The sequence below is a fragment of the Syntrophaceae bacterium genome (assembly GCA_013177795.1).
Lineage (GTDB): Bacteria > Desulfobacterota > Syntrophia > Syntrophales > UBA2192 > UBA2192.
This window is the reverse complement of sequence record JABLXY010000001.1, coordinates 926,773-953,745: the sequence shown is the minus strand read 5'-3', so window position 1 is coordinate 953,745 and position 26,973 is coordinate 926,773. Positions and strand designations below refer to the sequence as shown.

At 61.7% G+C, this 26,973-nt stretch carries 22 protein-coding genes and 1 pseudogene; 6 read left to right on the top strand and 17 right to left on the bottom strand.

All coding sequences use genetic code 11. The annotated features are described in order from the left end of the window. The first annotated feature begins 22 nt into the window (after window positions 1–22). Window positions 23–604, top strand: coding sequence for a membrane-associated protein (locus HPY67_04430; protein NPV03961.1), 582 nt, complete (start codon window positions 23–25; stop codon window positions 602–604). 7 nt (window positions 605–611) lie between these two features. Here HPY67_04430 and HPY67_04425 read toward each other — a convergent pair whose 3' ends face one another. The 5 genes from HPY67_04425 to HPY67_04405 all read right to left on the bottom strand — a co-directional run bounded on the left by HPY67_04425 (window position 612) and on the right by HPY67_04405 (window position 5,984). Next, on the bottom strand, window positions 612–1,067 hold the full coding sequence (locus tag HPY67_04425; GenBank protein ID NPV03960.1) for a hypothetical protein: 456 nt from the start codon (window positions 1,065–1,067) through the stop codon (window positions 612–614). A 12-nt stretch (window positions 1,068–1,079) separates the two neighbouring features. Next, a complete protein-coding gene (locus HPY67_04420; GenBank protein NPV03959.1) occupies window positions 1,080–2,084 on the bottom strand; it encodes an autotransporter outer membrane beta-barrel domain-containing protein in 1,005 nt (334 codons plus the stop codon). A 219-nt stretch (window positions 2,085–2,303) separates the two neighbouring features. After that, complete coding sequence (locus tag HPY67_04415; protein ID NPV03958.1) at window positions 2,304–3,734, bottom strand: ferric reductase; 1,431 nt, start codon at window positions 3,732–3,734, stop codon at window positions 2,304–2,306. Window positions 3,735–3,889: 155 nt separating this feature from the next. Continuing rightward, window positions 3,890–4,288 carry a hypothetical protein gene (locus HPY67_04410; GenBank protein ID NPV03957.1) on the bottom strand — a complete coding sequence of 133 codons (399 nt, stop codon included), beginning with the start codon at window positions 4,286–4,288 and terminating at the stop codon, window positions 3,890–3,892. 70 nt (window positions 4,289–4,358) lie between these two features. After that, the gene (locus HPY67_04405; GenBank protein NPV03956.1) at window positions 4,359–5,984 is read right to left on the bottom strand and encodes an AAA family ATPase; all 1,626 of its coding nucleotides are present in this window, start codon (window positions 5,982–5,984) and stop codon (window positions 4,359–4,361) included. A gap of 705 nt (window positions 5,985–6,689) precedes the next feature. Between HPY67_04405 and HPY67_04400 the strand changes: the two genes are divergently transcribed. Next, window positions 6,690–8,792, top strand: a complete 2,103-nt coding sequence (locus HPY67_04400) for a hypothetical protein (protein ID NPV03955.1) — start codon at window positions 6,690–6,692, stop codon at window positions 8,790–8,792. 162 nt (window positions 8,793–8,954) lie between these two features. On the opposite strand, the gene HPY67_04395 is transcribed toward HPY67_04400, so the two are convergent. Both HPY67_04395 and HPY67_04390 read right to left on the bottom strand, forming a co-directional pair. Next, on the bottom strand, window positions 8,955–10,259 hold the full coding sequence (locus tag HPY67_04395) for an FAD-binding oxidoreductase (GenBank protein NPV03954.1): 1,305 nt from the start codon (window positions 10,257–10,259) through the stop codon (window positions 8,955–8,957). Window positions 10,260–10,442: 183 nt separating this feature from the next. After that, window positions 10,443–11,165: a hypothetical protein gene (locus tag HPY67_04390; protein NPV03953.1), complete on the bottom strand. Its 723-nt coding sequence runs from the start codon at window positions 11,163–11,165 to the stop codon at window positions 10,443–10,445. Between the two features lie 60 nt (window positions 11,166–11,225). On the opposite strand from HPY67_04390, the gene HPY67_04385 reads away from it, so the two are divergent. Then, the gene (locus HPY67_04385) at window positions 11,226–11,576 is read left to right on the top strand and encodes a transposase (GenBank protein NPV03952.1); all 351 of its coding nucleotides are present in this window, start codon (window positions 11,226–11,228) and stop codon (window positions 11,574–11,576) included. After that, window positions 11,468–12,283 (top strand): annotated as a pseudogene (locus tag HPY67_04380) (IS3 family transposase). The gene HPY67_04385 and the pseudogene HPY67_04380 overlap by 109 nt, the downstream one beginning before the upstream one ends. A gap of 103 nt (window positions 12,284–12,386) precedes the next feature. On the opposite strand, the gene HPY67_04375 reads toward HPY67_04380, so the two are convergent. The 9 genes from HPY67_04375 to HPY67_04335 all read right to left on the bottom strand — a co-directional run bounded on the left by HPY67_04375 (window position 12,387) and on the right by HPY67_04335 (window position 23,601). After that, on the bottom strand, window positions 12,387–12,884 hold the full coding sequence (locus HPY67_04375; GenBank protein ID NPV03951.1) for a hypothetical protein: 498 nt from the start codon (window positions 12,882–12,884) through the stop codon (window positions 12,387–12,389). Window positions 12,885–13,004: 120 nt separating this feature from the next. After that, window positions 13,005–14,303 (bottom strand): hypothetical protein, encoded by a 1,299-nt coding sequence (locus tag HPY67_04370; protein NPV03950.1) that lies wholly within the window; start codon window positions 14,301–14,303, stop codon window positions 13,005–13,007. Between the two features lie 408 nt (window positions 14,304–14,711). Continuing rightward, a complete protein-coding gene (alaS, locus tag HPY67_04365; protein NPV03949.1) occupies window positions 14,712–17,378 on the bottom strand; it encodes an alanine--tRNA ligase in 2,667 nt (888 codons plus the stop codon). A gap of 256 nt (window positions 17,379–17,634) precedes the next feature. After that, entirely contained in the window at window positions 17,635–18,129 is a 495-nt protein-coding gene (locus HPY67_04360; GenBank protein ID NPV03948.1) for a regulatory protein RecX, read from the bottom strand. Continuing rightward, entirely contained in the window at window positions 18,130–19,182 is a 1,053-nt protein-coding gene (gene recA, locus HPY67_04355) for a recombinase RecA (protein ID NPV03947.1), read from the bottom strand. A gap of 158 nt (window positions 19,183–19,340) precedes the next feature. Continuing rightward, window positions 19,341–19,922, bottom strand: a complete 582-nt coding sequence (thpR, locus tag HPY67_04350) for an RNA 2',3'-cyclic phosphodiesterase (protein NPV03946.1) — start codon at window positions 19,920–19,922, stop codon at window positions 19,341–19,343. Continuing rightward, window positions 19,912–21,162 carry a competence/damage-inducible protein A gene (locus tag HPY67_04345; GenBank protein NPV03945.1) on the bottom strand — a complete coding sequence of 417 codons (1,251 nt, stop codon included), beginning with the start codon at window positions 21,160–21,162 and terminating at the stop codon, window positions 19,912–19,914. Before HPY67_04345 ends, thpR begins: the two co-directional genes overlap by 11 nt. Window positions 21,163–21,407: 245 nt before the next feature. Next, window positions 21,408–22,862 (bottom strand): IS1182 family transposase, encoded by a 1,455-nt coding sequence (locus HPY67_04340; GenBank protein ID NPV03944.1) that lies wholly within the window; start codon window positions 22,860–22,862, stop codon window positions 21,408–21,410. Between the two features lie 280 nt (window positions 22,863–23,142). After that, on the bottom strand, window positions 23,143–23,601 hold the full coding sequence (locus HPY67_04335) for a phosphatidylglycerophosphatase A (GenBank protein NPV03943.1): 459 nt from the start codon (window positions 23,599–23,601) through the stop codon (window positions 23,143–23,145). Window positions 23,602–23,887: 286 nt separating this feature from the next. Between HPY67_04335 and lexA the strand changes: the two genes are divergently transcribed. Continuing rightward, window positions 23,888–24,451: a repressor LexA gene (gene lexA / locus HPY67_04330; GenBank protein ID NPV03942.1), complete on the top strand. Its 564-nt coding sequence runs from the start codon at window positions 23,888–23,890 to the stop codon at window positions 24,449–24,451. A gap of 338 nt (window positions 24,452–24,789) precedes the next feature. On the opposite strand, the gene HPY67_04325 is transcribed toward lexA, so the two are convergent. Continuing rightward, entirely contained in the window at window positions 24,790–26,244 is a 1,455-nt protein-coding gene (locus tag HPY67_04325) for an IS1182 family transposase (GenBank protein ID NPV03941.1), read from the bottom strand. A 154-nt stretch (window positions 26,245–26,398) separates the two neighbouring features. Here HPY67_04325 and HPY67_04320 point away from each other — a divergent pair, with 154 nt between their 5' ends. After that, entirely contained in the window at window positions 26,399–26,755 is a 357-nt protein-coding gene (locus HPY67_04320; protein ID NPV03940.1) for an endonuclease domain-containing protein, read from the top strand. The last annotated feature ends 218 nt before the right edge of the window (window positions 26,756–26,973 follow it).

The window sequence follows — 26,973 nt, the reverse complement described above, 5'->3', positions numbered from 1 at the left end:
GGAAACGGGTGGTCAGGACGTGATGATACCCCTGTGGGTCAAGATCTCCTATACGCTCTTCGTCGCCGTCGTCGTGGCGGTGTATTCCGTCAAGTACCGCCTCGGGAACTTTCTCTGGTTCTCGGACATCGCCCTGCTGATGACCGTCCCGGCACTGTGGCTCGAGAGCAGCCTGCTGGCCAGCATGACCGCCGTGGGGGTTCTCCTGCCGGAGGTGCTCTGGAACGTGAGCTACTTCGGGCAGCTCCTCACGGGCAGGCGGGTCACGGGGCTGACGGACTACATGTTCGACGCAGACAAGCCGCTGTACCTCCGGGGGCTCTCCCTGTTCCATGTCTTCCTGCCCGTCCTGCTGCTGTGGATGGTCCATGTGCTCGGCTACTCGCCGCAGGCCTGGCTCGCGCAGACGGTTCTCGCCTGGGCCGTTCTCCTGCTGGCCTATTTCTTCACGGACCCCGAAGACAACGTGAACTGGGTGTTCGGGCCGGGCGCCAAGCCGCAGACGCGGGTGCCGCCCCTCATCTATCTCGGTTTCCTGATGGCCGGCTTCCCGTTGCTCATCTTCCTGCCCACGCACTGGCTGCTGCAGTGGCTGTTCGGCTGAAGCCCGCCTACATCCCCCCGGCGATGCCCACCACGACGGCCATCGCGCCGATCAGGACGAGAAAGGCCGTTCCCAGCTCACCCGCGGGCTTCGGGATCCGGTCCTTCGTGACGACATAGCCCTTCGCGGAGAGCCTCGCGCAGAGGTCGTCCAGCTGTCCGGGCTGCAGTTTCGCGAGGGTCTCTCCCAGGGCGTGCCGGTTCGGCTCCACGCACGAGTATCGATAGATGTCGCGTCGGACATCCTCCGGAAAGCCCGCGGTTGCCTCGCCGAGATCCCCGCACACCCGCTTCTGAAAGGACACCCACTCACCGATCTCCACCGCGTTGCCCAGCCGGAACTCGACGCTCTGGCCCTGTGCCGTCGGCTCTGGCCTCGAGATCATGATGCCGGGCAGGCAGCCGTTGAGCAGCAGCACAGCGGCGGCGAGGCATGCGGCGTATGCGATGAGACGCGCTTGCACGGACGGTCCTCCCTAGAACCTGAGCCCCACGAATGCGCCGATCTCGGTCGTGTTGTTCTTGGGCTCGTATCCCCTGTACGTTGTGCCCCCGGCGGTAAAAATCGTGTCGTCCGACTGGCTGATGTGCCAGTAGCGGACGAAGGGCTCAACGAAGACCGACGACGCGGCCAGCTTCTTCTCGATCCGGACGGAGCCCCGGATGCCGTAGCCCTGGTCCTGCTCGTTGGAGATGTCGGGGAAGAGCGGGCTGGCGTCGCTCAGGTCGCTGTACTGCTTGCCGTACCACAGGTAGTCGAACTCGGCCTCGGCCGACAGGGACCACCCATCGGGCAGGATTTTGACGACGGCGATGCCGATGGGCGAGTAGACATAATTGGACTCCCGGTTGTAGCCCCGGGCGCCGGTGGATGTGATCATCCCGGCGGAATCGTTGCGCAGGAAGCGATAGCCGAGGCCGATGTACGGCGTGACGACCAGTGTGGAGTCTACGGCGAAATCATACCCCACGAGGCCCCGCAGCTCCACGTGACGGTCGGGGATGCCGTCCAGCGTGCCGGAGTTCTCGTAGTCCACCTCGCCATAGGCCAGCAGCAGGCTTGCCTTCAGCATCACCCGGTCGCGGTACGTGTACGCGAGGCCGATCCCGTACATCATTCCCTTCTCGTTCATCACGTCGGGTTCCTTGTATGCCTTGTGGAACGCCTCGAAGCCGATTGCGAAGGCGTGCACCGGGAGAATGCTGCGGGGCTGGGCGAGATCGTCACGGTTCCGGATCGACGCGATGTCGTCGAACGGGCGGGTGACGACCGACCCGTCGGCGGACTGGACCCGGATCGTGTAGACGTTCATCTCCAGGATCCTGCCCGTGACCGTCGTGCCGTCCTTGAACTGGACGACCTTGACGGCGCCTTGAGCCTGGGCGCTGGAGACTGCTGCAGATGGGAACGTAGAAAGAAGAAGGACGGCGATGGCCAACGGCAGGAAGGCACGGGACGTGAACCGGCATATCCTTCTCATCTCTTTACCCCCCTTGATGACGCGTGATGCAGTGAAGGGACACCCTTGTACCGCTGAAAAGGACGCGTCGCGCCCGGCGTCCCGCGCACGATCAGTTATCCATGAGCGATAGGCGGAAGTCAAGCGTGAGAACGGGGCCGTGGGAGATAGGCGCCCGGTCACCGGGGAGAGCCTCATCGCGTCAGCCGGCCGCCCCGGCGGTTTGTGCCTCGGTCCGGACTATTTCAGGCTGTAGCTCTCGAACACGATCCGGTCGTCCGGCACGCCGAGTTCCCTGAACTCGCGGCTCAGCGATTCCATCATCGCCGGGGGGCCGCAGAGGAAGATCATCCGGCCCACCGCACCCCCTTTGACCTGCTTGTGGATGTAGGCCGCCGATATCCGGCCGCGGCTCCCGCTGAGGTAGAGCTCGTAGACATGGTCACGCTCCTCGGGGGGGCCGAACCCCAGTGAGCGGCAGGCGGCGATCTCGCCCCGGATGTCGTCGTCGAAGCTGGCGTCCGCCTCGTCCCGGCACACGTAGAAGAGGTGCACGCGCGGGCTTTTCCACGATTTGAGGATCTCGGGGTGAAAGTGACGGATGGATGCCGGCACGTCACGCTCGTCGAGGCGCTCCTCGGAATGGAGCGCGACGTGCCACATCCCGAGAAAGGGGGTGATGCCGATCCCGCCCCCGACGAACACGCAGTCACGGTCCGCGGACAGGAACCGGTCGCCGAAGCGGCCGTAGGGGCCGTAGAATGTGACGGCATCGCCAGCCTCGAGCCGGTCCAGAGTGCGCGTGTAATCGCCGACCATGCGGATCCCCAGCTTGAGTTTCCCGTCCAGGCGGTACCCGGAGGCGATCGAGAAGGGGTGCGGCTCGCGGCTGATGCCCGGCCTGGAGACGACGAGGTAGACGAACTGGCCGGGCCTGAAATCCAGCTTTCTGCCCGCCGGGGAGAAGGTGATCTCGAGGATGTCCCCGCAGCGCTCGATGCGCGACACCGCATAGGGGACGTGCGGGCCGAGGAAGCGGTACATGAGGCGGATGTAGAGGAAGCTCGCCGCCGCCAGGGCGAAGAGCCCGTACATCCAGGCCCGCAGAAGGGGGTACGCCGCAACGTCCTGGTCGACGACGTAGACATGGGCGATGACGAGCAGCAGGACAAGGCCGAAGATTTCGTGGGACCTCTTCCAGATGTGATAGGGGATGCGGACCCACAGGGTCAGGGCGACGAGCAGGGCCATCAGAATCAGCACGGCAACGCCCAGGTTGTGCCCCAGGATGTATCGCACCGAGGCGGGCTCGAGAAACCAGAGGGCCGCCAGAAAGGATGCGACGTCGGGCAGGTTGTGCGCGGACAGGAAAAGGGGGTGCAGCAGGATGATGAAAAAGGACCATCGCCCGACTCTTCCGTGGAGCGCGTACATCTTGTCGAGGCCCGCGGCGAGGTTCTCCAGGAAGCGGAGCCGCGTGGAGAGGATGACGGCCCAGCACATCAGGGTCGTGGCCGTCAGCGAGGCGGCCTTCGCGGGATACTTGAATCCGTCGGCGAAGCGGTCCCCGAAGTGCCACTTGCTGCCCGCCCAGAGGGCAAGCGTGACGCCCGCCGTCAGGGCAACCAGCCAGGCAAGCCGGTCGGCGCTGGGGTTCTTCGCCTTCGCCATCGGTTCCCTTTCATTGCGTCACGTTTCCGCATCGTTTGACGCGCCTCTCCGACATGCCTGAGCGGAACTTGCCCGCGCTTGCGGAATGCGGCGATGCCGCCCTGAAGCCCGGCCGGAGCGATGCAGTGTACGGGACGTCATCCAGCCGGGGCGGGTCACATCCGGCCCATTCTCCTCTCGTAGGCCTGGTAGAGCTGCCGGGTCAGGCCCGTCTCCTGGCCCGAGGCGTCCCTCGAGCTGAACCCCACCCGCACGCGCCCGTCGGCCTGCGTCCGGACCGTGATCGTGGCCTCGATGCCGCCCCGGGTCCCCCGGATGATCCCTGTGTTCTGGTCGGCCGACACGATGCGCGCCCCCACGTCCTCCATGGCGTCGAGCGCCGCGTTCCACGAGCGCCCGAACGACGTCGTTGCGTGGTAAACCGGTCCGGGCGGGGGAGGCGGCGGGGCGTACACGTAGCAGCCGTCGAGAAGGGATGCGGAGAGCATGATCGCGATGCCGAAACCGGCGAGGCCGGCACGGCGGCTCAAGCGTGAGGCACAGGCGAAGTTCATGATGCACCCTCCCACGGGGGAATTCAGGGAAATCCGAAGTGTTTGCAGTATATCACGAAACGGGGAAAGTCTACTGTTCCCCATCGGCCGGCCGAAGGCTGAGGATCTTCTCCACGTTGAACACCCGCCTGTCGCGGCGCTTCAGGCACCAGGCCTCGAGTCCCAGGAAGGGCCTGCCCGCGTACTCCATCTCGCCCAGGTGCAGCGGCTTCACCGTCCTTCGGCTCTTGACGTCGGAGCCCTTCAGGTAGACCATCTCCAGGGGCTGCCTGCGCCGGATAGCCTCCTTGAGGATCCGCAGCTTGTCCTCGAGGCTCTGGCTCTTCGCGGCCTGGCGGTACTGGCAGCGGGTCAGGTAGCGGACCACCGCCCAGTCCAGCAGGATGTTCTGCCTGCGCAGGGGCTTGCGGAGGACGATGCCCTCGAGGCTCGTGCAGCGCGAGAGGGCCACGTACAACTGGCCCGGTGCGAAGGTCCCCCGGCCCACGTCGATGATCGCCCGCTCGAAGGTCTTCCCCTGGCTCTTGTGGATGGTCACGGCAAAGGCGAGCCGCAGCGGGTATTGGGTGAAGGTGCCCACCTCCTCCGACTCCAGGCCGCCGTCGTGCAGCACGAACCGGAAAATCTGCCAGGTGAAGGGCGCCACCTCGACCGTCCCGCCGTCGTTGAGCCGGACCCGCACCAGCGTCCCCGCCTCGGGGTCCCTGACGAAGCCCGTGATTTTCCCGATGCTCCCGTTCACCCAGCGGCACCAGGTGTCGTTGTTGAGCAGCATGACCTGGGCGCCCTTCTTGAGCTTCAGCTCGGGCGCCGTCGGCAGGTACTCCTTCCCGAACTCGCCCTCGACGATGCCGTACGAGGTCCAGGTCCTGCCCTTGAGCTTCTTGAGCTGCTCCTCGTTGTAGCGGTCGGCCAGGTCGTTGGTGCTGGTGAGGTGGATGTAGTACTCGTCGGCGGGGGGCTCGAAGTCCGCATCGACGCGCGTGTTGAGAAGCGCCAGGTCCTCCTCCGTGACCGTGCGGTTTCGGATGGCGTTGAGCAGCTCGATGAAGCGGTCGTCCTGCTGCCGGTAGATCTTCTCCAGCTCGACGAACTCCATCTCGAGGCCCTCAAAGACGCGGGCGCTGAAGAAGTAGGGGCTGGGGTAGAGCGTCTTGAACAGCATCTTCTCGGCCGAGCCGACCACGGGCGGCAGCTGGTAGAGATCGCCGATGAGGATCATCTGCAGGCCGCCGAAGGGGGCGCCCTTGACGGGGCCGTTGACCCTCAGGAAGGCGTCCACGCAGTCCATCAGGTCGGCCCGGACCATGGAGACCTCGTCGATCACGATGGCGTCGAGCTTGCGGTAGATCGCCGCATCGGCATCCCGGAGCTTCTTCTTGGCCGTCTCGGGGGTCACGTCGGGCCTGAACCCGAAGAAGGAGTGGATCGTCTGGCCGCCCACGTTGACGGCCGCCACCCCCGTCGGGGCCAGGACGGCCACCTGCTTGGCCGTCGTCTCCGTGAAGTGGGCAAGCAGGGTGGACTTCCCGGTGCCGGCGCGGCCCGTGACGAAGACGTGCCGGGCCGAGTCCTCCATGATCCGCAGCGCCCGCTCGAAGGGCTCCGTGAACTCGAGGGAGATTCGGGCGGCGCATTGCAGCGCGATGTCGAAGTACCGTGTCTTCCTGCCGGTTCCGGCGGTCTTCCGTGCCATGGGCAGGCATTACTGCGGGCGGGGGCGGAAGTCAATAGAGAAGTCCGCACGCGGGAATGCGCCGCATTGCCAGGGAATCCACCGGCTCCTGCGCGAATGCGTGCGTGACCATGTCGATGCTCACGCCGGACCCCGATGATTGTTTTCTATACCCTCAAGTACACGAATTTTCGATGGTTTTCGGCCGGCTACCGTTCTCTGGCCGTCCCGTCTAATACTTTTTTCGTATCAGAAAATCATACATTTATGCGACTTGATTTTCCTTCCAGAGCCTTTATTGAAAAATTGTAGGCTCTCGCGACCGCTGTGCCGGGGGGAACACGGTTCCCGCCCGCGCCGCGCGCAGCGCCTTCGAATTCGTCTCAACGGTCATCCTCGAGAGAATGGCATCGACGGGCCGGCGGAGGGAACCGGTCCGCGGTGGGTTCTCAGCAAATACAGCAAGGGCGGACTGCCGAGCGAAGGGGCCGGTTATCGGATTCCGGTTTTTCGTCTGCATGGTCCGCGAAGGGGGGGCCGTGGAACTCAAGATTGTCCTGCCTGTTTCCTGACGGGCGCCTGCGGGCCTCGCCAGGGAATGCCGCGAACGTTCAAACCCCGTTTCAATCATATGGCCGGCTGACAGAGGGTCCCCGTTGACCGGGCAGGGTGAACAGTTGCCTTTGCCTTCCTGCCGACGGGGTCCGGCCGGAAAGGAGGTGCCGTATGAATCGCTGGAAGAGTATTTTGCCGCTGATCCTGCTGATTATTTTTCCCCTTTTTGCTGCCGCTCCGGCATCCGCCCAGAGCCGCCTCACGGAACCCGTGGTGCCGCCCGTCTTGCCGGTGGACGGGCAGGTCATCCTGTCTCCCACGACCAAAATCCTGACCGATGCGGAGCTTCAGATCTACATCCCACCGGAGCTTCCCTGCCCGTCGCCGGCAATCTGGATCCCCCCGGAGCTTCCCTGCCCGGGGCCGGCCATCTACATCCCCCCGGAGCTCCCCTGTGCGTCGCCGGTCTTGATCCCGCCGCCCCCGGAGCTTCCCGTGCCGTTTTTCTACATCCCCCCGGAGCTTCCGTGCCTGATTCCGCCCCCTCCGGAACTCCCCTGTGCGACACGGACCGTGACGGATGCGAGGTGCCCGGTCTTCATCCCGCCGCCCCCGGAGCTTCCGTGCCTGATTCCTCCCCCTCCGGAGCTCCCCTGTTCCTACAACCCTGCGGAGCTTCCCTGTGACAAGGTCGGCTGCCAGGTCCTGCGCTTCAGGGGGACGACACCGCTTCTCAGTTCCCTCAAGCCGGGGGATGTCATCGTCAGCGGCGTGACCGCGAAGACGCCCCTGGGGATGCTGCGCAAAGTGCTTCTGATTAACCAAAACGATCAAGGGCTTTTCTCCATCGTCGTGGGACCGGCCACGCTGGAGAATGCCGTGCTGCAGGGCTCCGTCCAGCACTCCGGCAGCCTCCTGAACCGCAGGTTCGTCGCCTACAGCGGCAAGGGCCCGGCCATCCAGCAGGTTCCGGGCAAGCCGTCTTTGCCCTTCTCCTTCGAGGCCGCAAACGCCCGCGGCCAGAAGGTCCGATTCTCGGGGAGCATTACCTTCGGCTCGGTGGCGGGCATGAACTACAGCGTCACACTGGGCTTGAAGTATATAAGGCCCACATCTGACGGCGTGGGCGACGACGCCACACTGGGCTTGAAGTATATAAGGCCCACATCTGACGGCGTGGGCGACGACGCCACGCTGGGCCTGAAGTATATAAGGCCCACGTCTGACGGCGTGGGCGACGACGCTACACTGGGCTTGAAGTATATAAGACCCACATCTGACGGCGTGGGCGACGACGCCACACTGGGCTTGAAGTATATAAAGCCCGTATCTGACGGCGTGGGCGACGACGTCACACTGGGCTTGAAGTATATAAGACCCACATCTGACGGCGTGGGCGACGACGTCACACTCGGCTTGAGATATGACAGAATTGGCTACGGCGCGACAACCGACGTGAAGCTCATCGCCGATTCCATCGTGGCCGAGGGCGATGTCGAATTCAATCGGGAATTCGAGGCGGGGCGCTTCTTCTTCGAACCCGTCACCATCATGATGGGGCGGCTGCCCATCGTCGTGGCGCCCGAGCTGGCCGTCTTCGTGGCCGCAGAGGGCCGCGTCTACGCGGGGATGAAGGCCCGGCTCGAGGAAGGGGCCATCGTCACCCTCGGGGCGAATTACCAGGACGGCCAGTGGACACCCGTCCGGACATACTCCACGATGTATTCCTTCTCGGAGCCCGATGTGGGGGGCAAGGCGAAGTTCATCCTGTCGGTGAAGCCCCAGCTTTCCTTCAAGTTCTACGGGATTTCGGGCCCCACCACGGCGCTGCAGCTGAGGGCCATCACGGCGATCGACGACACCCAGAGCCCGTGGTGGCAGCTCTACGGCGAGCTGAAGGGCTTCCTATCCTTCCCGACGGGGGTGCTCGGCTGCCTGCCCAGCAAGCCCCTGTGGCCGCTCATCGACTGGGCGCAGCTCGTGACAACGGCAAGCGGTCCCTTCCCCCTGTTTCCGACGATCTCCGGCGCCGTGGTGGACTGGTACGGAACACCGGTCGGCGGTGTCCAGATGATCTTCAGCCCGGGGACGACCGTTACGACCGATGCGCGCGGCTTCTACATCAACAAGGTGCCCGCCGGCTGGAGCGGGACCGTGACGCCCTACCGGGTCGGGTCTGACTTCGGCCCGCGCTCTCGGACTTACACGAACGTCAGGGCGAATCTCACGAACCAGAATTACATCATGACACAGGGGAGCATCCAGCCCCAGTGAGCCGGGGCACGGGTCCGGTATCCCGTGAGCGACCCCGTTCGTGATGGATTGAAAGCGAAAGCCGGGAATCCCGGGGCAAAAAGGCCCCGGGACCCCGGCTTTTTTCGTGAGATGCGATCTCCTTTGTCTTCCGGACCTCATCGTCCCTCGCAGCCCGGGAAGCTAGCCGAAAACCATCTTCCTGAGCACCCCGAACACGGCGCGTACGGGCCCCATCCTGGGGAAACGGCTGTTGGCGAGCAAGGTGCGCAGCCTTTGGGCATCGTCGTCTTTTGGCCCCCTTTCCGAAACCAGACCTGTTGTCAATCGACCGGAAAGGAGCGCCATGCCCACACCGCTCCCGCCGCCATACCCGATATTCAGGATAACATTCGGGTCGTTTTTCGAGCGTCGCACGATTGGGGCGTCCGAAGGGGTCTGCTGTACCGCCCCGCCCCAGGCCCCCGCCAAGGGGACGGGTTCGAGGAACGGAAACCGCCGCAGCATTTCCCTGTGCAGCTTGACAAAGGACGGCACATGGCGATCGTCCTCCGGTGTGACCCGCGAAGCCCGGTCGATACCGTTGAACAGGAGTCGGTTCTCATAGATGCGGCCGATGAAGAAAGAGAGGGCCGGGTCGCCGAAGGGCGTGCGGGTTTGCGAAATGCGATCGAGCACGTCGGGTTCCAGCGGCTCGGTGGCCAGCATGTAGGTGTGCTGGGTCGAGGTCGCCGGGATTTCCGCGTCCAGCGTCAGCGAGCGTGTGTAGGCATTTGTGGCCAGGATCACCTTCCGGGCAGTCAGCGTGGCGCCGTCGGCAGCGGTCAGTTGCACGCCCCGGCTCGTGGAACGGATCGTCTCGATGGGCGTGTTCTCGTAGATCCGCACATCCTGGTCTAGACACCGCTGTCGCAGCCCTCGCGCAAGCCGGTAGGGCTGAATACTCACAAACTCGTAGGCCATACCGGCGATTGCCGGGTACCCGACAAGCTGGGCCATCTTTTCCTTCTCGAAGAACTCGCAGTGCAGGCCGATTGCCTCGTAACGCTGCATGAGCCAGCGAAGGGCGGCCGCCTCGAGGCGGTTCCGGGCGGCAAGGACGTGTCGTGACGGGGTCCACGCGCAATCGATCGCTTCGTCCGCGACCCATCTGCCCAGTTGGGCGATGTTTTCTCGGCAGAGTTGAGAAGTCCACCGGATGTCAGCCAAGCGCCGGGGGTCATCGAGATCCTCCAGCAGCCAATGGACCGGGGGCAAACTCAACAGCCAGCCGGCATTGCGGCCGCTTGCGCCAAACCCGATGTGTTTCGCCTCGACGAGCGCGACGCGCAGGCCGGGCTCGCTGGACTTGAGATGGTGTGCAGCCGAAAGCCCCGCAAACCCGCCGCCGACAACAGCCACGTCCGCGAATTGCGCTCCGGACAGTGATGGCGCTGTCGCGATCTGTGAATCGAACCAGTACGAGGTCATGAACGGGAAATCGTTCATTCGTTCTTTTCCGTGTTGCTCGGTGGGCTGACGCCAGGCCTCAGGCGCGCCTGGGGGCGGGGGAAATGGGGGCCGGGTCTTCACATGTCAGTGATGCGTTGTCGCCGGTAGTCAGAACCTGATAATTCAAGATCTGACACCCGATTATGCTGTGAACATGTGAAAGACGTCCCCAAATGTTTTCTACTCGGCATTTCTATTGTCTTTATTGTAAATAGTTCTACTTTTGCAGACAATTTCATATAGTATTTCGGTGGGTGACTGTGGTGCAATATCACGCCATTCATTGCTGATCCTTTCTCTGACACCATCTTTAAATATATCTAAGATTCGCCTCGATGGCTTTGAACAATCGTATTCTTCTCGTCTCGTAATTTCTTGAGCAGTTGAAGGAAAGGCGTCTCTTGCCTCCTTCGAGGAGACTGTTTTTGACCACAAAAGAACATTATTCTTTGATGTTCGAACAATGCTTTCTGAATCGTAATAATATTTGTAATTTGCTTTACCTGTATGAAATAACACCCAGTGTCTGCCCAGCGTTTGAGTCTTGCTGCTTTTAGAATCGATGATCTTTTCGTTGGGTAAGTTCATCGATAATAGGGGAGATGTCGTTGTAGCATCTCGAGAAGATGCCTGTGCAGGTAAATTTTGATTATCGAATACGATTTTCTCAGGTGCTTTTGGGGGATGAGTTTGTTCTGATATTTTAAGGCTGGCTTTTAAGAAGCAATCATTAACATCCAACTTATTTATAGCTCTGTTAAAAGCATCATTGATAGCACTTTCCCCGGAAGCAAACCCGTTCCAATTATAAGCAGTAGCTTTTTCATATATTTCTCTTTTAAAGACAAACTCCTCGCCCCTCTGGATTAAGGCTGTGTGGACTGCACCCCTTGAGTTGGACAAAATGTGTTAGAGTACCGGGCAGGACCCCCGATCCCCACGAGGGGGAGAAAGGATCTTGCCATGAAGCCACGCAGAACCTTCAGCAACGAGTTCAAGCGTCAGGTGATCGAAGAGTACCTGAGCGGGGTCAGCACGGCGGCGCAGCTGATGCGCCGTCACGAGATCTCGTCGGGGCTGCTGTATCACTGGAAGGATCAGTACACCAAGGGGCGCTTTGATAACCCTCCCAGTCACGAAGCGGCCCTGGAGGAGCGCGTCCGTCAGCTCGAGCAGCTGGTGGGCCGGCTCACCCTGGAGAACGAGTTTTTAAAAAAAGCCGTGCAGCGAAGCCTCGCACCGCCGAAGAGAAGCGGCGGTTCATCGCTGAGCATCGTGCCCTCGTCGAAAGCATCGAAAGGGGGTGCGAGCTGATGAACCTGCCCCGCAGCACGTACTACCATCAGTCAAAGAGCCAACCCGACGGGGAGAAAGCGCTCATCGCCCGCATCGAGACCGTGATCGAGGAGTTCCCCGGCTACGGGTATCGCCGGGTGACCAAGGAGCTGCATCGTCGAGGGTTCCGGGACAACCACAAGAAGGTGCTTCGCGTCATGCGCGAACAGGAATTGACGCGCAAGCCCAGGCGCCGCTGGGTCCGCACCACCAACAGCGAGCATCCCCATCGGGTCTATCCCAACCTCGCGCAGAACCTGCTGGTCACGGGCCCCAACCAGCTCTGGGTGGCCGACATCACCTACATTGCCATCCTGAGCGGCTTTGTCTATCTGGCGGTCATCCTGGATCTCTTTGCCCGCAGGGTCGTGGGCTATGCGCTCTCGCGCAATATCGACACAACCCTGTGCCTGGAGGCCCTCCGGATGGCCCTGGCGCGTCGCAGACCCCCGGCAGGAATCATCCATCACTCGGATCGCGGGGTCCAGTATGCCTCCCGAGACTACGTGGAGGAGTTGCTTGCCAACGGCTTCCGAATCAGCATGGCCCGCAAGGGCAACCCCTACGACAATGCGGCCGCCGAGAGCTTCATCAAGACCCTGAAGGCCGAGGAGGTCTACCTCTGGGAGTACCGGACGATGGCCGATGTCCAGAATCGTCTTCCCTCCTTCATCGAGGACGTTTAAATCGCAAGCGGCTGCACTCCTCACTGGGATATCGGCCGCCTGTGGAGTTTGAAGAAATGTTCAACAACGCCAAGTCCTGTCCGGTTACCCTAACCGCAGTTGTCTAACCGCAGGGGGGCACTCCAGTGTAGCCAACTTCCCCAACCCATGTTCCAGAATCAAAATCAAGTTTCAATTTACTGACCAGTATATTGAAAATTAATGCCTCATTAGATTTATTTTCAATAACTGAAACCCCATTTTTTGATAATCTTTCTGTTAAGGCAGTCTTAAAGAATATAATAGGGTCCTGCCGTTTATTTAACGTTGGCTCTGAAGGAATGAACGCATAAAAAACACCAAAGGTTAAATATCCGCCTAAATGAGTAAAAAATGTAGGTTTGACTCCCGGACCAAAAAAATCCTTATCGAGTCTCTCGTCGCGAGAAATAACAATAACTTTTTCGTTGAGATTGATAAAGTCCTCTTTGTTAACCTTGTAATTTATAGATATTCCATCATATGTTGCTTTGTACCATGAATGGACTGAACAACCCGATAAAAGAATCATACATCCAGTGATAATCAAGAGACTACATGGTGTAGAATAAGTGCCTTTCATCGTTGCACTCTTCTGTTCTACGCAATCTCACTCATCTGCGGAAAAATCAATAATGCAATAAAAAAAATGATGATGCGTACCCTGGCGGAGTGACGGTAAATCATGCTCAGAAAAAAGAATCTAAAACAAATAAGACACACCAAAATTGAAGCCATACTGATGAGTCTCGCTATCAGGTTCATGAAAGGTACCGATATAATTACTTTTCCCTATTTCACTATACTGATACCAGGGTGTGAAATTCAATGACCAACTGTTGTCGAATCGGTAACGTACTGGAGCTTCTATGTAATAGCCAGGTTTGTTACCTAAGTCGAACTCATAGTCAGAATAAGAGGTGCTTATTTCTGAAAGATATGCAGTCATCCTTCCGCCAAACATGAAATGAACCGCCGCATTACCTCCGATGCTCCATCTGTTATCTACTGCATAATCAAGTTTAACTCCCACGGGTATATAGTTCCAGGTATAGATTTCTTTGTAGGACCAGACACCTCGAATGTTTTCAGTTTCGCCCCGTCTCCAATAACGGTAACCGTATCCCGTATACGGAATGACTTTCAGTTTATCCGATATGGGAACCGTATAGCCGATGTCTCCTTCAAACTTGAAAAAAAAATGGTTGGAGTCATGTGAGAAAGGCGCGCCAGTTTCTAGTACTGAGCCATCATATGTTAGATCTCCCACTGCAATATGGCTATATAACCTTGTATAAACATCTGAAGGTTTCTTGTATTCGTAGCCTAAATATATTCCCGGTAGCCATCCGCTTTCAGTGCTTTTAAAAGGGGGTGGCTCATTAACTTCCTTATAATCATAATAGTAATACATGATTCCGAATTCCAAAGAAGAGAAACGTGTGTCATAAATTCTTGCCGAAGTTGACGACGCATAAACTGGTTTACTTTCCTGCTGCATCACAAGCGAATCAGCTTTGGTGCTTTCCACTACTGTTGGTTGCACTGCTGCCGGCGCTGCCACTGGAGCTGCTGCTGGAGGAGTCGCGGGAGTTTGTGCCGCCGGTGCCGCGGATGGAGCTGTCGTAGGGGGTGCTGCCGAAGGTACTGCTGCAGGCACTGCTGCCGGTGCCACTACCGCTGCCGGAGGCGCTGCGGGCTTCGTTTCTTGATAAGTCTTAACAGAATCATCGCGCTTGATGAATGTATCCACGTCGTCGAACTTGCGTACAACGGTCTGGCCGTTTTCGAGCCGGATGGTGACTGTTTCGACGTTCAGTTGGGTGACGGTACCCATGAGGACGGTGCCGTCCTTGAACTTGACCCCTTTGATTGACTCGTACCTGTTCGTTTGAGAAAAAGCGAAAGATGCGGACGCAACAATGAACAGGGCAGCGAGGACCAGAATGAAGAAGGGTTTCGATCGCTCTGCTATAAAACGTTTACCTTTTGCCATTTCCATGAGCCTCCCCCCAGAAATGAAATGGATTGCGTGTCAGCAGTCTTCATAAAAAACCCCGCAATCGTTTCGAGTAGCGGGGTTTTATTGGCCGTCGGTAGAGAGTCGGTTTCATAACAAAGAAGCTGATCAGATGATTCGTTGATTTGTTGACCAGGTTAGGACGAGACCTCCATAAAAAACCATTCCTTGTAAAATCCCCCCTTTTTTTCAAAGAGGGATAAGAAAGTGAAATTAGGCCGTCTCTCCCCCGGGGGGCCTTGCGGCCCCCCAAGGTAAAGATGAAAGGGAGAGATGGAGTTGGGGAATTGGGTCTTGTATGAAAGGGAGAGGGGATTATTCACCCTCACCCATGCCCTCTCCCGTCGAGGGAGAGGGTTCATTTCTTTTTTGCGGGTTGGCGATAATCTACTATTTTTTAGCCTTCTTGGCCACTTTTTTTTCGCCCTTCAGAAGGTCCTTCACCTTCTTGAGGGCCTTGTCGATGTTCTCGGGCTGGGTGCCGCCGGCCTGGGCCATGTCGGGCCGCCCGCCGCCGCTGCCGCCCACGATGGGGGCGATCTCCTTGACGATGTCGCCCGCGTTGTACTTGCCCGCCAGGTCCTTCGTGACCATGCACAGCAGCATCGCCTTCTCGCCCACCTGGCTGCCCAGGCAGACGATGCCGGAGCCCAGCTTGTCGCGCAGCTTGTCGCCGAAGTCGCGCAGGGCCTTCACATCGGAGACCTCGACCCGCTCGGCCAGCAGCTTCACGTCGCCCACCTTCTTGGCCTTCTTGACGATGTCGCCCGACTCCTTCGCGGCGAGCCTGCCCTTGAGGGCCTCGATCTCGCGCTCCAGGTCGCGCTGGTGCTTCATCATCTTTTCGACGCGCTCGGCCACCTCGAAGGGGCCCGTGCGCAGCAGGTTGGCCACCTTCTTCAGCTCGTGGTCCTGCCTCTTGATGTACTTCACGGCCTCGGGGCCCGTGACGGCCTCGATGCGCCGCACGCCCGCCGCGACGGCGGACTCGGAGATGATTTTCAGGACGCCGATATTGCCCGTGCGGGTCACGTGGGTGCCGCCGCAGAGCTCGGCGCTCACCTTGCCCATCTGGACGACGCGGACCTTGTCGGCGTACTTCTCGTCGAAGACGGCGTGCGCCCCCGTCTTCATGGCCGCCTCCTTGTCGAGGATGCTCGTCTTGACGGGGAGGTTGGCCTGGATGTACTCGTTGACGAGCGTCTCGATGCGGTCCAGCTCCTTCTCGTCGATGCGGGAGAAGTGGGTGAAGTCGAACCGCAGCCGCTCGGGGTTGACGAGCGAGCCCGCCTGCTTGACGTGATCGCCCAGCACGGCGTGCAGGGCCGCGTTGAGCAGGTGCGTGGCCGAGTGGTTGCACTCGGTCGCCCTGCGGGTGTTCTTCTCCACCTTGAGGTGCACCGTGTCGCCCACCCGGAGGGTGCCCTTCTTGAGCTTTCCGATGTGGGTGATGAGGTTCTCGTCGGGGCGCTGGGTGTCCCAGACCTCGAAGAGGAAGCCCTCGCCCTCGATGACGCCCACGTCGCCCACCTGGCCGCCCGTCTCGCCGTAGAAGGGCGTCTGGTCGGTGAAGATCTCGGCGTTGGTGCCCTCGGTGATCACGTCCACCTCCTCGTCCTTCTTGAGGATGGCCGTGACGAAGGAGGTGGCCTCGGTGACCTCCTCGTAGCCCACCAACTCGCTCCGGATGCCCTTGAGGGAGAGCTTCTTGTAGCTGTCGGCCACGGCGCTCTCGCCGCTTCCCTTCCAGCTCTCGCGGGCCTTCTCGCGCTGCTCCTCCATGCGCTTCTCGAAGCCCTCCATGTCAAGGGTGAGCCTGTCCTTCTTCACGATGTCGGCGGTGAGGTCGAAGGGGAACCCGTAGGTGTCGTAGAGCCGGAAGACCACGTCGCCGGGGATGACGGTGCCGCCCACGGCCTTGAGCTTGGCCACCTCGTCGGTGAGGATGCGCAGGCCCGTGTCCAGCGTCTCGAGGAAGCGCTGCTCCTCGTTGAAGACCACCTTCTGCACGAAGGCCAGCCGGTCGACGATCTCGGGGTAGGCGTCCTTCATGACCTCCACGACGGAGCTGACGACCTCGTGGAGGAAGGGCCTGTCGAAGCCCAGGAGCTTGCCGTGCCGGCAGGCCCGGCGCAGGATGCGCCGCAGGACGTAGCCCCGGCCCTCGTTGGAGGGCAGGATGCCGTCGGAGATGAGGAAGAAGACGGCCCGGGAGTGATCGGCGATCACGCGCATGGAGACGTCGCCGTCGGGGCTCTCGCCGTAGCTCTTGCCGGCGAGCTTCGCGATGTGGCCGATGATGGGGGTGAAGAGGTCCGTGTCGTAGTTGCTCTTCTTGCCCTGCACGATGGCCGCGAGGCGCTCGAGGCCCATGCCCGTGTCGATGTTGGGCTTGGGCAGGGGCGTGAAGCTGCCGTCGAGGTTGCGGTCGAACTGGGTGAAGACGTGGTTCCAGAGCTCGAGGTGGCGGTCGCAGGAGCACTCGACGTTGCACTCGGGGCGGCCGCAGCCCACCTCGGGGCCCTGGTCGAAGAGGATCTCCGAGCAGGGGCCGCAGGGGCCCGTCTCGCCCACCATCCAGAAGTTGCTGTCCATGCCCATGCGGACGATGCGTTCGGCCGGAACGCCCTCCTGCTTGTTCCAGATCTCGAAGGCCTCGTCGTCGTCCTTGTAGATGGTGATCCACATCCTGTCCTTGGGGAGGCCCATGACGTTGGTCAGGAAGTCCCAGCCCCAGGCGATGGACTCCTTCTTGAAGTAGTCGCCGAAGGAGAAGTTGCCCAGCATCTCGAAGAAGGTGTGGTGGCGCGCCGTGTAGCCCACGTTCTCGAGGTCGTTGTGCTTGCCGCCCGCGCGCACGCACTTCTGGGAGCTTGCGGCCCGGTAGTAGCCGCGGTCCTCGAGGCCGAGGAAGCAGTTCTTGAACTGCACCATCCCCGAGTTGGTGAAGAGCAGTGTCGGGTCGTCCTTCGGGATGAGCGAGGAGCTTGGGATGATGGCGTGCCCCCTCTCCCGGAAGTACTCGAGAAACTTGGCCCTGATCTCACTCGATGTCATATGCGGTCCCCTCCTGGTGTTGTGCCGGGTCCTGTTGCGTGCGTGCACCCTCTCTCGAACGGAGAAGGCGGGGGTGAGGGAGGGTGTTTTGCTTTCCCCCTCACCTTTATCCTCTCCCGCCAGGGGAGAGGAAACTGAATGTGAATTCTCTCCTGCCGGGGGAGAGGACGTTGAATGAGTATCCTCTCCCGCGAGGGAGAGACAATTACGTGTACAAATTCTCTCCCTCCTGGGGAGAGGATACAAAAAATGAGTGTCAGTCGGTATCGTATGCGGGGCTCTCCTCGTAGGGCCCCAGGTAATCGAGGATCAGCCCCAGGTGATAGCCCTTGCCCTGGAGCATCCGGGCGAGGGCCAGCCGTTCCTTCTTGTCGAGGCTCTCGAGGCTTCGGCCTTGGAGCTTCCTGGCGGCGTAGCGGGCGATCCCTTCTTTCTCGGGGAACTCCTCGCGGACCTCGCGGATGGCCTCACGGGCCGCCTCGCGGGGGATGCCCTTTTCCCGCAGCTGCTCCTCGATCTTGCGGTTGCCGTAAAGGCGGTTCACGGCGAGGTGCCGGGCCCGGTTCACGGCGAAGGCCCCATCGTCGAGATACCCCAGCCCGCCGAGATTTTCAAGTACCCTGTCGATGACGGATTCCGTGAAGTCCCGATCGGCGAGCTTCTTCCGCAGCTCCGCCCGGCTGCGTCCCCGCAGGGCCAGGAGGCGCAGGGCCCGCTCCCTGGCCCGCTTGTATTGGAGGTGGTCCTCCATTTATCGCTTCTTTTCCTTTTCCGGCGGCTTCTCCGCGGGGGCCTGCTTCTCGGGTTTCTTGATCCCGAACTTCTCCCGGACCTCGTCCTCGATCCTCGCCAGCAGCTCGGCGTTGTCCTTGAGGGCCAGGCGCACGTTCTCCCGGCCCTGACCGAGGCGGTCGCCCTTGTAGGAGTACCACGTGCCGCTGCGCTCGATGATGCCGTTGTTGACGGCCAGGTCGAGCACGTCGCCTTCCTTGGAGATCCCCTCGCCGAAGATGATGTCGAACTCGGTCTCCCGGAAGGGCGGGGCGACCTTGTTCTTCACGACCTTGACCCGGACGCGGTTGCCCACGACGTTCTCGCCCTGCTTGAGGGCCGTGATCTTGCGGATGTCGAGCCGCATGGAGGCGTAGAACTTCAGGGCGTTGCCGCCGGTCGTCGTCTCGGGGTTGCCCATGAACATCCCGATCTTCATGCGCAGCTGGTTGATGAAGATCACGCAGGTCTTGGACTTGCTGATGGTGCCCGTGAGCTTGCGCAGGGCCTGGGACATGAGGCGCGCCTGCAGCCCCATCTGCGCGTCGCCCATGTCGCCCTCGAGCTCGGCCTTGGGGACGAGGGCCGCCACGGAGTCGATGACCAGGACGTCGAGGGCGCCGCTGCGCACGAGCGTCTCGGCGATCTCGAGGGCCTGTTCGCCCGTGTCGGGCTGGGCGATGAGCAGGTTGTCCACGTCGACGCCGATCTTGCGGGCGTAGCCCACGTCGAGGGCGTGCTCGGCGTCGATGAAGGCCGCCAGCCCGCCCATCTTCTGGGCCTCGGAGACGATGTGCAGCGCCAGCGTCGTCTTGCCGCCCGCCTCGGGGCCGTAGATCTCGATGACGCGCCCGCGGGGGATGCCGCCCACGCCGAGGGCCATGTCGAGGCTCAGCGCCCCCGTGGGGATCACGGGCACGTCGATGACCTCCTCGCCGCCGAGGCGCATGATGGAGCCCTTGCCGAACTGGCGCTCGATCTGGGCGATGGCAAGCTCTACCGCTTTCTCCCGGTCCTGCTCGTGTGATGCCATAGCTTTAAAATTCCCTCCTGGAGGTTGTGATCGTTCTGTTTGCTCTCATCCCGAAACCGACCTCCTCCCCCGTCAGGAGGAGCTAGAGGAGGGGGGAACGTCCCCCTCACCTCAATCCTTTCCCGCAGAGGGGAGAGGAAGATCGAGGATGAGGATCTCTACAGGCCCAGCTTGAACCTCGCCAGCGGCGTGTACACCGGGCCCGCGGGCTTCAAATCGCTGCGGAAGAGGACCATCTCCGCCGCCGTAAACTTCCCGGCCGCAAACCCCCTGTGGTCCTCGACGGCCTTGTCGAGGCCATCGATGCGGCGCTCCCCCTTCATGCGGCCGATCGTCAGGTGCGGCCGGAAGGGCCGATCCTCGCGGGGGAAGCCCGCCGCCTCGAGGGCCGTTTCGACCCGGGCCTGCAGGTCTGCAAGCTCCTTGAGGCCCTCCGTCACGCCCACCCACAGGACGCGGGGCCTGCTCAGGTTCGGGAAGACGCCGAGCGTGCCGATGGAGAGATCGACCGGGCCGAGCTCCCGCGCCTTCGACTCCAGGGTGTCGCGGATGCTGCGGATCTGGCGCTCGGTGATGTTGCCGAAGAACTTCAATGTCAGGTGGATGCTCTCCGGCTTGACCCAGCGGATGACGCCCGTCATGGAGCGCCCCAAGCGGTACTGCACGCGCTCGAACTGGTCGAGGATCTCCTTCGGGATCTCGATGGCCAGAAAGGTCCGGATCGTGTTGTCACTCGGCATGGTCTTCCCCCTTGAGGAACCGGCGTGTGAGCTCCAGGGACCACTCGGTCGTGATTTCCTTCACACGCCTGCGATCCCATTTGAAGGCGAAGTCGCGGCAGATGCTCCGCTTGCCGTCGGACACCGCGATGAAGACGGTGCCCACGGGCTTTGCCGCGGTGCCGCCCGAGGGGCCGGCGATGCCTGTCGTCGCAAGGCCGATGTCGGTGCCGCTTGCCCTGCGGACCCCCTGGGCCATGAGGAGGGCCACCTCCTTGCTCACGGCGCCGTGCTCCCGGATGACCGCCTCGGGCACGCCCAGCAGCTCCGTCTTCGAGCGGTTGCTGTAGGCGACCACCCCGCGCTCGAAGTAGGCCGAGCTTCCGGGGACGTTCGTGATCCGGTCGGCCACAAGACCCCCCGTGAGCGACTCGGCCACGCTGATCGTGCGTTTCTGCTCCGTGAGCAGGGCCCCGATCATCCCCTCGAGGGTGTCGTCGTCGTAGCCGAAGATGTTGCGCCTGAGGCGCTCCACGATGCCCTTTTCGATGAGGGCGAGGTCCGCCTCGGCCTTTGTGCGGTCGGGGCTCCTGGCCGTGAGCACCAGGTGGTTCTCCGGGAAGCGGGGGTAGAAGCCGAGGCTCACCGTCGTGCCGGCCAGGGGCAGGTCCGCCAGCGCGTTGTCGATGAGCGCCTCGGCCAGGCCGAAGAGCTTGATCGTCCGCGTCAGGATGTGCGTCCTGCCTGCCCTCTGCTCGAAGAGCGGGATGAGAACCTCCGGCGTCATCCGCCTGACTTCCATGGGCACGCCGGGCACGACGACGATGAGCTTTCCGCCCCGCTCCAGGGCGTATCCCCAAGCCGTCCCGACGGGGTTGCGAAGCGGCGTGGCCCCCTGCGGGAACATGGCCTGCTTGGCGTTGTTGTCGGTCCAGCGGATCCCGCGCGACGCGAAGCGGTCCTTGATGAGCTGCAGGACCGCCTCGTCGGTGTAGAGCGGCAGGCCGCAGTACTTCGCGATGCACGCCGTGGTGATGTCGTCGGCAGTCGGTCCCAGCCCGCCCGTGACGACGACGGCGCCGGAGCGCTCCAGGATGAAGTCCAGCGCCTCGCCGATCGCCCCGGCGTCGTCGCCCACGGCCACCGATACGGGCACCTCCCAGCCGCGGACGTGGAATTCACGGGCCAGGTAGGCCGTGTTGGCGTCGGCGATGCGGCCGCTGGTCAATTCGTTGCCGATGGTCAGAATACCAATCTTCATCCCGCGCCTGGACTTCCTCTCCCCTGGTGGGAGAGGATTGAGGTGAGGGGGGCCTGTTCCCTGTACCTTTTTCACCCTCACCCTTGCCCTCTCCCGTCGGAGGCTGTGTCGCAACAGTCAAGAAGGGACGAGGGACGAGTTGTTTACCCGTTCTTTGACAACAAAATATCCGTAACGTCTATCCGCGAACGGTCTGTCGGGCAGGTTTTGATGGTTCAGGGCCCTTTGAAGAGCGCCGTCGAGCCTCATGCCGGTGCGAAGCAGGGCCTTCCGAGGGCCCGGAGCCTCTCGATGAGCCCGTTGACCCCGAGGAGCGAGATCAGGCGAGCCACATTGAAGCAACTGGCCAGCATCGAGACCTCGGCTCGCGCCCCCTCGAGCCCCCGTAGCAGGAAGGCATCGACCTTGAGGTTGCGCTTGATGTGCCCGAAGGGATGCTCGGCCCGGGTTTTGCGCCTCTCGTAGACGGCCTGCGAGGCGGCCTCCTCGTACTGGGCCTCCAGCCTGAGCTTAACCTCTTCGTTGGGCAGCCGGATGATCTTGCGCCCCCTGCGCGCCTGGGTGCAGCTCCCGTAGTGCCGGCACGCGTGGCAGATGGCCGCGTCGGTGATCACGTAGTGCCGCTTGCCCGTGCGTTTTTCCGTCGATTCATACCGGAGCCTGTGACCTTCAGGGCAGCTGTAGTCATCTTGCTCTGGGTCATACGCAAAATGGCTTTTGCTGAACGGCTTTTCCGGCTCTTTCCTCGCCTGCCGCTGTGAAGGCACGATCACTCGGATCCCCTGGCGGTCGATCTTCTCGAGCTCCGCCGTGTCGGCATAGCCGGCATCGGCGCAGGCCGTCTCGCAGGGACTCTCCAGCAGCGCGTTGGCGGCCTCGATCTGCCGGGCGAACTGGTTGACATCACTGGTCTCTTCGACGGCATCGGCCTGCAGCAGAAGCCCCTGCTTGTCATCCACCACCAACTGGACGTTGTAGGCCGCGTGGCTGCCCTGGACGCTCTTCATCAGGGCGCAGTCCGGGTCGGTGAGGTTGACGTGCCGGTGGCTGCCTCCCTCGAAGCCCCGCAGGGCCTCCTGGACCCGGTCCTTGAGCGTGTTCGTCTGGGCAAGGTCCTTTCGCATCGCCACGTACGAGTCCATGTGCCGCTCCCGGCGGTCGATGGCCTCGCAGTCCTGCAACAGCTGCTCGATGCGCCGATCCAGATCGGCCAGCTTCTTCTCGTACCAGGCCCGGTCATGGCTGCGGTAGCGTGAGGCATTGGCCCGGATCTTTGTGCCGTCGACAAACAGCACGTTGCCCGCGATTAGGTCGAGCTTGATGCAGAGCCGGGCGCAGTGCCGGAGCACCTGCTTGAGGGCCGCCTTGTGGTTGCGCCTAAACTCCGCGATGGTCTTGTGGTCGGGCCTCAGCCCGGCCATCAGCCACACAAAGGCCAGGTTGTGGTGGCACTCCCGTTCGAGCTTGCGGGAACTGCGTACCCCGTAGGAGTAGCCGTAGACCAGCAGCTTGAGCATCGCGCGCGGATCGTAGGCGGCGTTGCCGACCTGGTTGGGGTCCACCTCGATGCCCAGTTGCGGCAGATCCAAGGCCTCCACGAAGGCATCGTAGGCCCGTACCGGGTCCTCGGGGGACACGTAGTCCTCGATGCTGGCGGGCAGCAGCCCCAGTTGCAGACGGTCGCCGGTTCGATAGGCCATGAGCGCATCTCCTTTCGCGGAGCACTCTAGCACACCGGGCCGGGGTTGGCGATCCTTCGAGGTGCGTTACGGATATTTTTTTGTCAAAGAACTCAGCCCCTACTCCCTATTGCGACACAGCCTCTCGAGGGAGAGGGATTTTTTTTGTGATCTCTCCCGTCGAGGGAGAGGGCAATTGGTGTGTGCCTCTCCCGTCGAGGGGGAGGGAATCCGAGATAACGGCCTCCCAGAAGGGCAGGGGAGGATTTTTCACGTGCGGCCCGAGAGGGGCGGATGATTCTCAAAAATCAAAAAACCGCAGCGCTGCCAGGATCGCCACGTTCGCCCAGATCCCCGCCATGACATCGTCCATCACCACACCCCAGCCGCCGGGCAGTTTGTCCTGACACCAGCGCGCCGGAGGCGGCTTCAGGATATCGAAGATCCTGAAGAGGAAGAAGGCCGCCGCGATCCGCCCGGCCGTCGGGCCCACCAGGAAAAGCGACCAGAGAAAGCCGACGATCTCGTCGATGACGATCCGGGGTGAATCCTTCCTGTCGAAGATCCTTTCCGCCTCACCCGACGCGTAGACGGCCAGAAGGGTGAGGAGCGACACCGATGCCAGGTAAAGGGGCCAGGACAGGGGCGAAAGGGCCAGGTAGAGGGGGATGGCGACGAGTGTGCCCGCCGTGCCGGGCGCGAAGGGCGAGTAACCGCTCCCGAGACCCGTGGCGATGAGCTTGATGACCGTCTTTCCCAGAGAGGCCCCTCCTTCGACCTTCAGCCGCTCGGCAGGAACAGGACCGGCCCCGTCCGGGCCCTTGCCATTCCTTGATTTCGAGGGACTCACACTATCGCCTTTCGTCAATCATGTCAACGATTTTGATGTCATTCCGCCCTGCCGGAGAGCTCGCGCGGCGCCAAAATCCTCTTGACAATAGAACGATCGTTCTATAACCTGGGGGGCAGGGGAAGTCAAGGGCAAAAAAGGGGACACAGGGAGATTTTATTCGGGTCTTATGCAGGAAAAGCGGACCGTCGAAACCGTGTCGAGAAAGTTGGCGGGGTTCTACCGGAACCACCGGCGGATGCCGGCCTACTCGGAGATGATGCCCCTGCTGGGGGTGCGCTCGAAGAGCGTCGTGCACTTCTGGATGCGCAAGCTCCTGAAGGAGGGCATCCTCGAGCAGGACCGCAGGGGGCTCCTGCGGCCCGTGCGGCGCGACTTCGCCCTGCCGCTCGTGGGCGCCGTCCAGGCCGGGTTCCCGACGCCCCCCGGGGATGAGCTGCGGGACCTCGTCTCGCTCGACGAGTACCTCGTGACGAAGCCCGAGGCGTCCTTCCTGCTGCGCGTGAGCGGCGATTCCATGACCGGCGAGGGGATCATGCCGGGGGACCTGGTCATCGTCGAGCGGGGCCGGGAACCGAAGACGGGCGACGTGGTCGTGGCCCAGGTGGACGGCGAGTGGACGATGAAGTACTTCACCCGGGCGAAGGGCGGCGCCGTGGTGCTCGAGTCGGCCAACCCGAAGTATCCCCCCATCCGCGCGCGGGAGGAGCTGAAAATCGCGGGGATCGTGAGCGCGGTGGTTCGAAAATACCATTTGTAGAATTTTTCTTCTCCCTTGAGAGGCGGTGTCGCAGTCGGGAAATTGAACGAAATTTTGTCATGCCCGCGAAGGCGGGCATCCAGAAGTTCCTGAAAATGCCGGATTCCGTATCGCACTTCGCTTGTGCGGAATAACAAAATTTTTGGATTACGACACAGTCTCCGACGGGAGAGGCCATACAAAAATCCCTCTCCCTCGAGAGGCTGTGTCGCAACAGTCAAGAGGGGACGAGTTGTTTACCCGTTCTTTGACAACAAAATATCCGTAACGTCTATCCGCGCACGGTCTGTCGGGCAGGTTTTGATGGTTCAGGGCCCTTTGAAGAGCGCCGTTGAGCCTCATGCCGGTGCGAAGCAGGGCCTTCCGAGGGCCCGGAGCCTCTCGATGAGCCCGTTGACCCCGAGCAGCGAGATCAGGCGAGCCACATTGAAGCAACTGGCCAGCATCGAGACCTCGGCTCGCGCCCCCTCGAGCCCCCGTAGCAGGAAGGCATCGACCTTGAGGTTGCGCTTGATGTGCCCGAAGGGATGCTCGGCCCGGGTTTTGCGCCTCTCGTAGACGGCCTGCGAGGCGGCCTCCTCGTACTGGGCCTCCAGCCTGAGCTTAACCTCTTCGTTGGGCAGCCGGATGATCTTGCGCCCCCTGCGCGCCTGGGTGCAGCTCCCGTAGTGCCGGCACGCGTGGCAGATGGCCGCGTCGGTGATCACGTAGTGCCGCTTGCCCGTGCGTTTTTCCGTCGATTCATACCGGAGCCTGTGACCTTCAGGGCAGCTGTAGTCATCTTGCTCTGGGTCATACGCAAAATGGCTTTTGCTGAACGGCTTTTCCGGCTCTTTCCTCGCCTGCCGCTGTGAAGGCACGATCACTCGGATCCCCTGGCGGTCGATCTTCTCGAGCTCCGCCGTGTCGGCATAGCCGGCATCGGCGCAGGCCGTCTCGCAGGGACTCTCCAGCAGCGCGTTGGCGGCCTCGATCTGCCGGGCGAACTGGTTGACATCACTGGTCTCTTCGACGGCATCGGCCTGCAGCAGAAGCCCCTGCTTGTCATCCACCACCAACTGGACGTTGTAGGCCGCGTGGCTGCCCTGGACGCTCTTCATCAGGGCGCAGTCCGGGTCGGTGAGGTTGACGTGCCGGTGGCTGCCTCCCTCGAAGCCCCGCAGGGCCTCCTGGACCCGGTCCTTGAGCGTGTTCGTCTGGGCAAGGTCCTTTCGCATCGCCACGTACGAGTCCATGTGCCGCTCCCGGCGGTCGATGGCCTCGCAGTCCTGCAACAGCTGCTCGATGCGCCGATCCAGATCGGCCAGCTTCTTCTCGTACCAGGCCCGGTCATGGCTGCGGTAGCGTGAGGCATTGGCCCGGATCTTTGTGCCGTCGACAAACAGCACGTTGCCCGCGATTAGGTCGAGCTTGATGCAGAGCCGGGCGCAGTGCCGGAGCACCTGCTTGAGGGCCGCCTTGTGGTTGCGCCTAAACTCCGCGATGGTCTTGTGGTCGGGCCTCAGCCCGGCCATCAGCCACACAAAGGCCAGGTTGTGGTGGCACTCCCGTTCGAGCTTGCGGGAACTGCGTACCCCGTAGGAGTAGCCGTAGACCAGCAGCTTGAGCATCGCGCGCGGATCGTAGGCGGCGTTGCCGACCTGGTTGGGGTCCACCTCGATGCCCAGTTGCGGCAGATCCAAGGCCTCCACGAAGGCATCGTAGGCCCGTACCGGGTCCTCGGGGGACACGTAGTCCTCGATGCTGGCGGGCAGCAGCCCCAGTTGCAGACGGTCGCCGGTTCGATAGGCCATGAGCGCATCTCCTTTCGCGGAGCACTCTAGCACACCGGGCCGGGGTTGGCGATCCTTCGAGGTGCGTTACGGATATTTTTTTGTCAAAGAACTCAGCCCCTACTCCCTATTGCGACACAGCCTCCGATGGGAGAGGGCAGGGTGAGGGTGAACCATGAACAAATCGAGACTTTCCGTGAATGCCAGAAACCTCAGAAAAAGGCAGACCCGCGCAGAGGAACTGCTTTGGAGAAATTTGGGATCCAGACAGTTGGACAATGCCAAGTTCAGACGGCAGGTGCCCATTGGAGACTACATCGTGGATTTCATTTTTTCTTTCGAGAAAAAGATCGTCATCGAGCTGGATGGCGGGCAACACGCCGCGGCAGCGGCACGTGATGCCGAAAGAGATGCCTGGCTCCGGGGTCGGGGGTACAGCGTGCTGCGATTCTGGGACAACGAAGTATTCCAGAACGTGGAGGGGATCCTGGAAGTCGTCAGGAAGAATGTCGCCTCGACACCCTCTGCCTGATTTTCTGCAGTATGAGGAAGGGGAATGTTCCCCCTCACCTCAATCCTCTCCCGCGAGGGGAGAGGAAGCCTGAAAGGTATAGAACGCCTCTCCCGCCAGGGTAGAGGAGATTGAATGTGCGAAGTCTCTCCGGCGAGGGCAGAGGAAGGCCAGGGGACATGAAAAGCCTCTCATGCCGGGGGAGCTGCCGCGTAACAGACGGAACCATCGAACGGACG